The sequence below is a fragment of the Prevotella sp. P4-119 genome (assembly GCF_002251345.1).
Lineage (GTDB): Bacteria > Bacteroidota > Bacteroidia > Bacteroidales > Bacteroidaceae > Prevotella.
In genome coordinates this window covers 64,302-75,186 of the sequence record NZ_NPJB01000045.1, presented here as the reverse complement: position 1 = coordinate 75,186, position 10,885 = coordinate 64,302, and the positions used below count along the sequence as shown (strand labels likewise).

Sequence of the window (10,885 nt, the reverse complement as noted above, 5' to 3'; positions counted from 1 at the left end):
AATTTTCAGACATATCCGACATTAATCTGCATAAACTCTTCATATTGATTAAAGACGAGCTTAAGTATTTAATAAAGATAAAACTCAGATATTTATTAAAGAGAAATATAGGTCTATATTAAAGACAAAGTATTTTCTTTATTAAAGGTTTTATTTCGTAATTATTAAAGAATATAGTTAATAATTATTAAAGATGATATTTGATTGTATAATAAAGATAAAAGGATTGCTCTTTATTAAAGATTATTCTTTATCTTTGCGACACATTTAAACGCAACGAAGTATGGCTATCAAGAAGAAAGGTAACACGGGGTTCCTGAATGGAACGACAGTAGAGAAGCTCGATAACATCGTGCAAGCTCAGAGTGAGGCTCCAGCAGCCAATTCTACAACTGAAGCGACACCAGCTCCAGAAATCACTGAAACGCCTGAAAAACCGCAGGGAAATGCTCCTGTGGAAGCTCAGGCTAGCCCTGAAGCAGCTCCAGAAGCTCGTAAACCGCTTACTTTGGAAGATGTGATGGCTTCTGAGGATCTTATCAAGCAGGTAGCCCAGCAGATTATCAAACAGGGTGGTGCCAAAGGCATTGAGTTTGAACATCCCAAGCAAGGCCGTCCCCGTAAAGAACTCATCAAGGGTATTGACGAGGTATCTGTCAATCTACAACTGCCTGAAACTTTGGTCAAAGCGCTGCGTAAGAAAGCAAAGGAGGAGAAGAGAACTATCAAGGAGCTTATTGGCTACGCAGTGATGAATGCGTATCCAGAACTGGTTTAAATGATTATGACTATGGCAACAACAAAGAAAACAAGGATTATAACCGTCGTCAACCACAAGGGTGGGGTAGGGAAGACCATGACTGCGGCAAACCTCGGTGCCGCCCTCGCTAAGATGGGTAAAACCGTACTTTTGGTAGATGCTGACGGACAGTGTAACCTGACCATGCAGAGCGTTGAGGAAGTAACTGTTCCTACGCTCTCAGACTACTTGAACAACGATGATATAGAAGTGAATCCACAGCAGGTTTCCAAGAAGCTGTTCCTGATTCCAGGATCAACGGCTTTGGATGCTGATTCACACAACATCGAACTCTCGATCGAGGAGGATGCCGGTGCTACGAAATACATGTCAGAATGGCTTGAAAAAGTGAAGGGCGAGTATGACTACGTTATCATCGACTCTGCTCCTGGTTCCGGCGCCATGCTGGTCAACGTTATCGTGGCCGCTGACGAGTTGATTATCCCCATTGCAGACAAGTTCTCGATTCCTGGAGCAAAGAAGCTCACGCAGATTATACGCGCGAATAACAAAGAGGTTCGTGGCCACTATCTGCTCACTAAACAAACGAAGTGGGGTGTCAGCAAGCAGATCAAGGAACTGCTGCTCACACAGGCCCCAGAGAACCTGTACCACACGGCTATCCGTCAGTGTGAGGAACTAAACAAGGCTGCAGCCTGTGGCATGAGCATCTTTGACTACAATCCCAAGTGCAACGGTGCTGAGGATTACATGGCCCTGGCAAAAGAGATAAACAAGGGTACGAAGGACAAAGATATGCCATTTTAGTCAAAAAAGTGGAAAAAGTTCCCTTTTTGTTCCAAAGGTGCTTTTCTCAAATGTGAGGAAAGTACCTTTTTTGTGGCGGTGATGGCTTGAAATAACTACATAGACAGGGTTTTCAAAGATTCCAAAATAACAGCGTTTTTGAACCATATAGGGTAGGGGAGAGGTTGCAACACTCTTCATAATTAGTTGAAAAACGACAAAATTTGTCAAGATTTAGAAATTCAGAATTAAAAAGTTCCCTATTTGTGGCGCAAAAGTTCCCTATTTGTGGCGGGTAAAGATAAATGTTACTAATTTGTGGCGATTACGCTCCTTTTTTGTGGCGGCAGGGTTACGAAATTGTGGCGATGAAGTTCCTAAGTTGTGGCGCAAATGTTACCAAATTGTGGCGGCAAATCATTGAAAAACCCTGTAAATAAAGGCATTTCGCATTCTCTATAGTTCTAATACTTGATTTTAATAAGAAAGAAAACTATCTTAAACAAGATTTTTCAACGGTAGGGAAAAGAAAAGGGAAAGGAATGAATATATATACGCTATAAAGCGGAACAAATCTGTGCACCTAATGCGGATGGAAGCCCAGTAGACAAAGGCTATCGAGCCGAAAAACGGAACAAAATAGGAACAATCTGATGAAAAAGCCACGAATTTGTGGCGGTTTAGCTGATGTCGAAGACACAAAACGGAACAAAATAATGCACTTTGAAGTAGGCGAAAGTCTCTATAAATGGCCGATTCAGCAATTTAGCGGAACAAAAAAGGAACATTTTGGCGAGTCGAAATAGTGAAGATTTCTGTTTACTGAAAGTAAACTATAAGAGCGCATTAAAGCGGAACAGAATCGTGCAAGTTCCCTTTTTGTGGCGATAAAGCCATCAATCGGAACAAAATAATGCACCTCAATGTAAGGAAAAAAAGGGTATCGAGCTGTTGAGCGGAACAAAAAAGGAACACTCTGGAGCGGAACAAAATCGTGCACCTCTTACCCTGTTTTTGAGCATAGATAGGGTTTTAGACGTTGTGATTAACAATTTTTATTATTCAAGCATTAAAGCGGAACAAAATCGTGCACTTCGACCCCTCGTCAGACCGCGTATGCAGTAGAGTTTTGGGCATTTTGCGGAACAAAAAAGGAACATTTTCAAAGCGGAACAAAATCGTGCACCTAAAAATGATAATATCTGACTATCAGTCAGTTAGTTAAGACGTAATCGGAACAAAAAGGGAACATTCTTAAACCCATGTTCCCTTTTTGTGGCGGTATAAAAATAGTCGTGTTAAAATTTGGTTATTACGCAGAAAAAGCGTACTTTTACAACCGAAATTGAACGTTCGATATCAAATTATCATTATAAATGGCTACAGCTAAGTCAACAACAAACGAAGGAGCATCTGCCAAGCAGACGAAGCCCAAGAAGAAACCTGGTCGCAAGAGCACGAAAGTGAAACTGCCCGAAGGACTCATCCCTATCGAGGAAGAGACCTGGCTGTTGGCTCCGCTGACGCTCACCCTGATGCGCCACAACTATACGTCGGTGCAGAACAAGGTGCTCATGTCCATTCTGGAGTGTCTGCAGAATATCCTCCGCCAGATGCTGAATGCCGGTAATGGTGTGTCAAGCTTAGCCACCGTCCAACGCGGTGAGATCGCCAACGAGAAAGGTGGCCTGTCGTTCAATCTCGATTTTCGCAGTTTCGGCATCGACCGTAACCACTACAATGAACTCCGCAGTTCCTTGAAGATGCTGCCAGCCATTCCCGTCGAGATTCCCTTCAAGTCGAAGGAGGGCAAGCGCTATCGTAAGGTCACCAGCCTGTGCGATGTCTTCATCCCTGAAGAGAAGTACAAGACCTACGTCGTGGTGCATATTGACAAGGAGGTGGCCGAGAAGTTGGTGACGTTCGAACTTGGTTGGCATCGTCTGGGTAAGGAAGTCGTGACCAGCAGTAACAACAAGTACACGCAGCGTATCTATATGTACATCACGGCCTGGACGCGAGTAGGGCGCAGTGTGATGTCTTCTCAGGAACTCCGCAAGTGGCTTCAGTTGGAGGATAAATACCGTGAGTTCCGTAAACTTGCCGCCCGTGTGCTCGACCCCGCTCAAAAGGAATTGGAAGAGCTGGCCCGTGCCGGTTATTGCGACTGTTACTTCACTTATGAGAAAAAATACACGGGCTACAAGAAGGCCGGTGAACCCGACCAGATTGAGTTCCGTATTTACAAGTCTCCAAAGTTGGTGAACAATGAAGATCAGGCAGTCTTTGACCGTCAGTATGAACAACTTCAGAATATGATCATGAAGCACTTTGGTTTCACCCAGCGTGAGATTGAGAGCTTGATGAAGCGCATCAACGAGCAGAACATTCAGGAGATGATAACCAAAGTTTCCACTATTTATATGATGGTGCATGATGACAAGAAGGGCGAAATCAAGGACATCAAGGCTTACGTCTATAAGGCGATGGACAACTTCTTGAATGAAACAATGGATACTTACGAGGAGATTAAGGACTGATTTCTTGTCGGAGCAATGCATCGGAACAAACAAGATTATCTGTTCCTTAATGTTCCTTTTAAATATAAAACTTTGTCAATTTTCGAAATTTTGAAATGTTAAATTTCTAAATAAAAGAATTATCCGAGTACCTTTGCAACCGAATTTTAAACATTTGGTATTATGCAGGTATATAAGGTAATTAAGACAGAGCATGTCAGGAAGCGTCCCAAATGGTTGATGCGATTCCTGATAAAGATTCCCACCGAACTTTACGAAGAGACCACATCTACAGAGACAGCAGCAGGCAACCTCCGTGCCATCGGACAGCTTGTTCTGGACTCTGGTGTATTGGAAAAGCGCAAGGGTCTGCAGTTGCAGCAGCGCGATGATATCGTGACCATTCATAGTTCACGAGGCAGGATGTATGTTCGGTTCTCTATCAGCGAGTGTCGATGAGTGACGGATTGAACCAGCGTTTTTTTCATATCGGCGATGCCAGCATCCGTTTCGTCACCCCTTTGGATGAAAACTGCTTGGAAATGCTGGAGTCTGTTGGATTTCCACAGGATGTTGTGCCAAAAACGCAGATGAAGCATGTGGAACTGTTGTGCCACAACCGCATCTGCCATGGTGTAGGCATCAAAAACAAGCATGGCGGTATGGAGTTCTTCAGTAGTGACCTTCCGATGACGCTACCCATCACCATTGATGAACCAGGCACAGTCTGCATCCCCTTCAAGAAAGCTATCCGTTGTAAACAGTGTTGCCTGTTTGTCGACTTGTTCGACTATTTGGCTTATAAGACACTGCTGCTGAAGGAGCAGGGTAGGGGACTACCTGAACGTTGTGACTGTATTGTGCTGAACGACTACAGGAACCTGATGGATCTTTTGCTTGATATCGAGTATTATGAGCATGTCAGCTGCTGTTTCCCGACCTCACAGACGGGTAAGGTACTTGCTACGACTGTCATGCGTAGATTCAAGAAGTCTAATAACTGCGACTACCTCTATGAAGGCTATGACAATCTTCTGGCATTGGCAAAGGAAGTGGTGAACCGACACAAAAAAGACTACATATATGTATAAGGGCGTAATCAACTTTACCAGACGTGTTCGCGACCTCGATCGTACACCTGAGTATTGGCAGAGCGAGAGCTATAACGAGCGAATCAAGATAATCGAAGCTGTAGTCATGGATAAGACAAAGTATCCACCTACGAAGAAGTTGCAATCTGTGCGCGAGGGCATTTTCAAGGTGCCGCCAAGAATTACCATCGAAGATTTGTTGGATCTATCGAAAGCTTTATGCAGTTGGTATAAGATAGAATGTTTTCAGATAGCCATCAACCGTAAGGATAACACGGCTCATATGTTGTTTGATTGGATTGATCGTGAGACAGGGAAGAGCGTCTATTATAACACTAGCGAAAGTCTTCTCCTGACTGTGTTTGTGCTGCGATTTCTTAATCTCCCTAAACCTGAGATTACGCGAACCTGGATTCGTTACTATTTGTTATGGGATTACAATGAAAAGCAGAATGCCTTCAAAATGTTACTTGACTACGTGAAGCATACTCGACCGCCTGAGTTCATCTATCGGCTAACCTGTGAGTTAACAACCTACGGAGAACTGCTATGTAAGGGATTAGTGAAGTGAAGACATATATATAATAATAGATATTAGTATTCATACGGTTTAAAAGATTAATAAAAAAAGGATAACCGAAGTCTTAGCAATCTGTAAGACAAGGGGCGATACAACTACCTGTGACGGGCGGTTGTATCGCTTTTTTTGTGCCTTTTGGCGAAGATTTCAATCATGAAGTGTTAAGTCATGATAGGAAATTTTCTCAGGCATCCTATGTCCTCGGAAAGCTGTTATTTTGCAGCCGTAAAACTAAACAGACATGGGAGCATTTACAATTTATGCAATGGTAGTGACAGGCCTTTACATCCTCTACATGGGTGTGACGATAGCCTTCGATCTACATGGAAAGAAAGATAAGAAGAAAGAGGACGTCGAGGAGTTCAACACCGCCGATGCCGGAGAGGAGAAGTCGACTGTCATCGATGAAACAGCGGAAGGCTTTGTTGTTAGGAATGGCGATGATGACACTCAGGGTGACTTAGACAATTCTGACAGTTCTGATAACACTGCTCAAAGTCAGCAGATGCAGCAGGGTGATGATGACGATGTGGCCCAGGAAGAGCAACCGGTAGAGGATAATCCTGATGACGAGGATTTGCTGAACCAGGAGAGTGAGGCCAGTGTGCATCAGTTCGAGGAGCTGAAGGAATCAGTCCAGGAGAAGATGATAGTGGCTCGTCCGAAGTACCAAGAAGAGTTTGACAGCAGGGAGTATCATATTGCCTCCAGTCAGCCGATGGACAAGCCGATGCAGATGTACCGAACTATGAAGGCAAACAACAGAAAGTGAGACGATGGGCATGACGAAGTTGTTCTTAGTGACAATCAGCAATGGCGGTACGAATTACTCGCTGACGGCTCAGGCACTCGCCGAGATGACTGACGAGGTGGTGCTGACGATGGGCTATGTCGTAGGCTTGCTCTATGCCGTTGCAGCTCTGCTGGCCATCTACAATGCAACAGTCATCTATATCAAGTTGCAGGCAGGCGAGGGCGGTTTCACCAAGGCCGTGCTAATGATGCTTGGAGCCGTGATGTTCCTGATAGGCGCAACGATTGTGCTGCCAGCGTTCTTCGGCTATCACTTCGGCTCGTCGGGATTCTCCCCATTCGATTAGACAATACATTTTTTATCATAAAAACTAAATTAATCAACCAACACAAAAATGAAGAAAAGTAAGTTTAGTAAGGCCGTTTCTGGCATCCTGAATGGAGCCGTCGGCATGTGTGAGAAAGCAGTGAAGTCACCCCGTTTTGGAATGGTGCTGGCAATGCTCTGCATGGTAAGTGTAACGTTCGCTCAGAACTCTGCTGGCGATTATTCCGCCGGTACTACGGCTCTTGGAACCGTGACCACGGAGATTGCGAAGTACGTGCCTGTGGCCGTGAAGCTGTGCTATGCCATCGCTGGTGTCGTAGCCGTAGTGGGTGCTATCAGTGTGTACATCAAGATGAACAACGAGGAGCAGGATGTCAAGAATATCTTAGTCCTCCAAAATTGGTTGGAAAGGATAAGAAAGGAAGTGACAAATAAAGTGCTTAGTATCAAGCGAATAAGCGATTTTTTGATTTTTCCGATTCTTGCTCAACCGACTCTTAAAAAGATATAATAAAATGATTTTTGTTTCTGATTTGTTTCTCATATATGGCTTGATTTTCATATCTTTGCACATGCTTTCAAAGGCATAATCACGATGCAGAAACGATATATCAGCATCCGAAAAGCCCAACCCTCGCAGACCCTCTGCAAAATTCATTTTCCCTTCTTTCGGGAGTAAATTACCAAAATAAAATATAAACAAGCATGGCAAGACCAAAGAAACAAGTCAAACTGAAGGAGCCGATTAAGATTCGTCTCAAACCTCTCGCAGATGGCAACAAGAGTATCTATCTTGACATCTACTGGAAGGGAGTCAGAAAGTATGAGTATCTGAAACTCTATATCATTCCTGAGGTCAATCCACTCTGCAAGGAGCAGAACAAGGAAACGATGGCACTCGCAGAACGTATCAAGGCAGAGCGCATCAAGGCTCTCCATGGTCACGGAGTGCAAGACTGGGAAACCGTCAAGCAGGGTTCACAACTCTTGACAGGATGGATCAAGAAGTATTGTGAAGGTGGAGTCAGCACCAAGAAGTCAACCCTCCATTGTCGTGTTGAAATGCTTCACACCGTGGAGAAATATCTTGAAGAGTCCAATCAGACCTTCATCACCCTTGAAGAGGTCAATGCTGATTTCTGCCGTGGGTATGTGAAGTTCCTTCGCACCTTCCCAAACTCACACTGCAAGTACATTGAGCCAAGACCTATCAGCCAGAACACGGCAAGCCGTTACCTCGGCATGTTCTCGACTACTCTCAACAATGCTGTCCGTCAAGGTATTATCCGAAACAATCCAATGAAGGAACTGGATGCCAAGGAGCGCATTCAGCCAAAGGATGGCAAGAAGGAATACCTTACCATTGAGGAACTTAAAGCCCTCATGGCAACCGACAGTTACCGCCCAGAGGTCAAGCAAGCCTTCATCTTTGCTTGTTTCACTGGATTGCGACTCAGTGATATGTACAAACTTGCACCGATTCACATTTTCAAGACTCCTGACGGCAAGGGCGAGTATATTGACATGGAAATGCAGAAGACGGAGAAGCCTGTCATCATCCCACTCTCTGAAGAGGCAAAGCGTTGGTTACCAAAACCAAAGGGAATAACAACTCCCTTCTTTGATATACCAACTACTCAGACCGTCATAGGCAGAGCCCTTCGCAAATGGGCAGAGGCAGCAGGTGTAGAGAAGCACATCAGTTTCCACTGTTCACGTCACACCTTCGGCACAATGATGCTGACACTTGGCGCAGACCTGTTCACCACAAGCAAGTTGATGGGTCACACCAACATTCAGACCACTGAAATCTATGCGAAAATCGTAGATAAGAAGAAGGAGGAAGCCATCAACCTCATTGATGGAATGTTCAAGTAAAGGATGTACTTTGAAAGTACCCCCCCCCTTCAAAGAGTTAAGGGAGGTGACTTGAAATCACCCCCTTTGATAAACCAGGGTGGTGTTTCACCCCAGTGGTATAACCAATTATAACAATCATTGATATGACCATCACACTTCGACAAAAAGACCTTGAAAACGACAACAAGAGCCTGTATCTTGACATCTATGAGAATGGCAAGCGCAAGTTTGAGTTCCTTTCCCTCTACCTAATCCCTGAGATTAACCAAGAGACAAAGGAACGCAACGAGGCTACCTTGAAACGTGCGCAGGAGATTCGTGCCGAGCGCGTCCTTCATCCCGAGACCATTCCCGAGAAAGGTCACTTGATGGTTGTACCCGACATTCCCAACGATGACTCACCCGAAGTCATTGACTGGATCCAGACTTACATGGAGTGGATGGACGGCAATCCCGAATATTCCAAGAGGACTGTCGAGCAGACTCAATACCTTCAAGAACGCATGAAGGAGTTTCTGAAAGCCAAACGCAGACCGCACATCACTCTGATGAAGTTCGATAAGACATGGTTCAAGGCATTCTTTCTTTGGCTGAAGAATGACTATGTACCTCAGAAGTATGTGAGAGTCAAGGCAAAGCCGTTGAGTAATGCCAGTTTGCGGAACATGCAGCAACGCATTGTCGCAGTATTCAACAAGGCAGTCAAGACTGGCAAGTTGAAGGCAAACCCCTTCTATCAGTTGGAGAAGGAAGACACAATCTCCAAGCCAAAGTCTGGTCACAAGCTGTACCTTACACCCGATGAACTCAAACTCTTCATGGCATCCGAAGAGACTAACGGAGTCAGGGAAACCCAGTTGGCATTTGGCTTCGCTTGCCTTACAGGACTACGCATCAGCGACATAAGGGCTTTGCGATGGTCAAACATCATGAGGAACGAGGTAACGAACACACTTGTAATCGTCCAGAAGAAGACCAAGGAACTCAATGCCGTCCCAATCTGCTCAACCGCAGAAGCATGGATGCCACCCAAGAAGGATGACAAGGTTTTCCACCTTCCTGCCCATGCCAATGTGGATGCAGCTCTCAAACGAATAGCCAAGAAGGTAGGTATCACGAAGACAATCTCCTTCCATACCTCCCGACATACCTTTGGCACATTGATCCAAGCGGCTACTGGTGACATCGAGACCACCAAGAAACTCATGGGTCACAAGTCGCTCAAATCAACCGCAGTCTATGCAGACGTGCTGACTGAGGAAAAGGTCAAGGCTATCTCCAATACCAAGACGGTATTCAGGAGTCGCAAGCCACACACCGAGAACAAGAAGATTCCACGAACCAAGCGAACGGCAGCGACCAACACGCACCCTCGCAAGGTCATAGATATACAGGATAACGAATAACGGCTAACGAGCCGATTCAGGATAACAACCAGTTTCATTTCATCAAAAGCAGTGCCCTGATTCAAGGTAGTGGTTTCCGCTACCCTTAGGGGCTTGCTATCTCAAAACCAAGCATTCAGGATAACGTAAACAACTAAATATCAAGATTATGAATAAGACTATTGACAACGAGACTCTTCTTTTGAAGGTAGAGTCATTTGAGCATCGCATCGAGGTTCTGGAGAACACTCTCAGCGCAGCCAAGGAGGTATTGACACTTGAAGAAGCAGCCCTTTTCATGGGTATATCAAAGAGCAGTCTCTACAAGATGACCCATCGTCATGAGCTTCCTTTCTTCCGTCCAAACGGCAAACTCATCTACTTTGAGAAGGCTGAACTTCTGAAGTGGATGCGTCAGAACCGCAGCATGTCTGAGGCTGAGACCAAGGAGGCAGCAGCCCAGAAGCTGAATGAACTTGCCAACCACTAATCAATGAGTATTATGAATCAGGATTTCAATCAACAGCAGTACAACGACAAACTGGCTCAGGTAGCCAGCCTTGCCGTTACCTATGCCAAGGATGGCACAGGCTATCACAGTATGAAGGATGCCTTCAATGAACTGTGCGAGATTTCACATGCCAACAAGGGCATTGACCAAGAAAACACTATCGGCAGACGAACCCTGCTTGTGCAGAGTGTCTGCATCAAGGCTATCCATGCGCTCACTCCATACCAGAACGAGCGACTTGAACAGCAGCTGAAGGACATTGCTTCGGACTATCCCGAGCATCGTCACCTGCATTTCCGCAGATAGTTTCTT

13 protein-coding genes are annotated in these 10,885 nt (G+C 45.0%); all 13 read left to right on the top strand.

The features are described 5' to 3' along the window. Positions 1–283 precede the first annotated feature (283 nt). The gene (locus CIK89_RS05055) at positions 284–778 is read left to right on the top strand and encodes a hypothetical protein (RefSeq protein ID WP_094390317.1); all 495 of its coding nucleotides are present in this window, start codon (positions 284–286) and stop codon (positions 776–778) included. Positions 779–790: 12 nt separating this feature from the next. After that, positions 791–1,567: a ParA family protein gene (locus CIK89_RS05050; RefSeq protein ID WP_158214973.1), complete on the top strand. Its 777-nt coding sequence runs from the start codon at positions 791–793 to the stop codon at positions 1,565–1,567. A 1,355-nt stretch (positions 1,568–2,922) separates the two neighbouring features. Further along, positions 2,923–4,086, top strand: a complete 1,164-nt coding sequence (locus tag CIK89_RS05045) for a replication initiation protein (protein WP_094390315.1) — start codon at positions 2,923–2,925, stop codon at positions 4,084–4,086. A gap of 162 nt (positions 4,087–4,248) precedes the next feature. Beyond that, positions 4,249–4,524, top strand: coding sequence for a hypothetical protein (locus tag CIK89_RS05040; protein WP_094390314.1), 276 nt, complete (start codon positions 4,249–4,251; stop codon positions 4,522–4,524). After that, a complete protein-coding gene (locus CIK89_RS05035) occupies positions 4,521–5,156 on the top strand; it encodes a hypothetical protein (protein WP_094390313.1) in 636 nt (211 codons plus the stop codon). The genes CIK89_RS05040 and CIK89_RS05035 overlap by 4 nt, the downstream gene beginning before the upstream one ends. Further along, entirely contained in the window at positions 5,149–5,727 is a 579-nt protein-coding gene (locus tag CIK89_RS05030; RefSeq protein ID WP_094390312.1) for a hypothetical protein, read from the top strand. The genes CIK89_RS05035 and CIK89_RS05030 overlap by 8 nt, the downstream gene beginning before the upstream one ends. 250 nt (positions 5,728–5,977) lie before the next feature. Further along, the gene (locus tag CIK89_RS05025; protein WP_094390311.1) at positions 5,978–6,508 is read left to right on the top strand and encodes a hypothetical protein; all 531 of its coding nucleotides are present in this window, start codon (positions 5,978–5,980) and stop codon (positions 6,506–6,508) included. Between the two features lie 10 nt (positions 6,509–6,518). Continuing rightward, positions 6,519–6,836, top strand: coding sequence for a DUF4134 family protein (locus CIK89_RS05020; RefSeq protein WP_158214972.1), 318 nt, complete (start codon positions 6,519–6,521; stop codon positions 6,834–6,836). A gap of 141 nt (positions 6,837–6,977) precedes the next feature. Then, positions 6,978–7,328, top strand: a complete 351-nt coding sequence (locus CIK89_RS05015; protein ID WP_254046618.1) for a DUF4134 family protein — start codon at positions 6,978–6,980, stop codon at positions 7,326–7,328. A gap of 194 nt (positions 7,329–7,522) precedes the next feature. Continuing rightward, positions 7,523–8,695: a tyrosine-type recombinase/integrase gene (locus CIK89_RS05005; protein ID WP_006743472.1), complete on the top strand. Its 1,173-nt coding sequence runs from the start codon at positions 7,523–7,525 to the stop codon at positions 8,693–8,695. 125 nt (positions 8,696–8,820) lie between these two features. Further along, positions 8,821–10,083: a site-specific integrase gene (locus CIK89_RS05000; RefSeq protein ID WP_006743471.1), complete on the top strand. Its 1,263-nt coding sequence runs from the start codon at positions 8,821–8,823 to the stop codon at positions 10,081–10,083. A gap of 148 nt (positions 10,084–10,231) precedes the next feature. Continuing rightward, positions 10,232–10,552 (top strand): helix-turn-helix domain-containing protein, encoded by a 321-nt coding sequence (locus tag CIK89_RS04995; protein WP_006743470.1) that lies wholly within the window; start codon positions 10,232–10,234, stop codon positions 10,550–10,552. A gap of 3 nt (positions 10,553–10,555) precedes the next feature. Continuing rightward, on the top strand, positions 10,556–10,879 hold the full coding sequence (locus tag CIK89_RS04990; protein ID WP_008655120.1) for a hypothetical protein: 324 nt from the start codon (positions 10,556–10,558) through the stop codon (positions 10,877–10,879). Positions 10,880–10,885: the final 6 nt, after the last annotated feature.

Coding starts and splice junctions, on each gene's coding strand:
- CIK89_RS04990 (WP_008655120.1), top strand. CDS start 10,556: ATGAGTATTATGAATCAGGATTTCAATCAACAGCAGTACAACGACAAA.
- CIK89_RS05000 (WP_006743471.1), top strand. CDS start 8,821: ATGACCATCACACTTCGACAAAAAGACCTTGAAAACGACAACAAGAGC.
- CIK89_RS05055 (WP_094390317.1), top strand. CDS start 284: ATGGCTATCAAGAAGAAAGGTAACACGGGGTTCCTGAATGGAACGACA.
- CIK89_RS05015 (WP_254046618.1), top strand. CDS start 6,978: ATGGTGCTGGCAATGCTCTGCATGGTAAGTGTAACGTTCGCTCAGAAC.
- CIK89_RS05030 (WP_094390312.1), top strand. CDS start 5,149: ATGTATAAGGGCGTAATCAACTTTACCAGACGTGTTCGCGACCTCGAT.
- CIK89_RS05005 (WP_006743472.1), top strand. CDS start 7,523: ATGGCAAGACCAAAGAAACAAGTCAAACTGAAGGAGCCGATTAAGATT.
- CIK89_RS05025 (WP_094390311.1), top strand. CDS start 5,978: ATGGGAGCATTTACAATTTATGCAATGGTAGTGACAGGCCTTTACATC.
- CIK89_RS04995 (WP_006743470.1), top strand. CDS start 10,232: ATGAATAAGACTATTGACAACGAGACTCTTCTTTTGAAGGTAGAGTCA.
- CIK89_RS05045 (WP_094390315.1), top strand. CDS start 2,923: ATGGCTACAGCTAAGTCAACAACAAACGAAGGAGCATCTGCCAAGCAG.
- CIK89_RS05040 (WP_094390314.1), top strand. CDS start 4,249: ATGCAGGTATATAAGGTAATTAAGACAGAGCATGTCAGGAAGCGTCCC.
- CIK89_RS05050 (WP_158214973.1), top strand. CDS start 791: ATGGCAACAACAAAGAAAACAAGGATTATAACCGTCGTCAACCACAAG.
- CIK89_RS05035 (WP_094390313.1), top strand. CDS start 4,521: ATGAGTGACGGATTGAACCAGCGTTTTTTTCATATCGGCGATGCCAGC.
- CIK89_RS05020 (WP_158214972.1), top strand. CDS start 6,519: ATGACGAAGTTGTTCTTAGTGACAATCAGCAATGGCGGTACGAATTAC.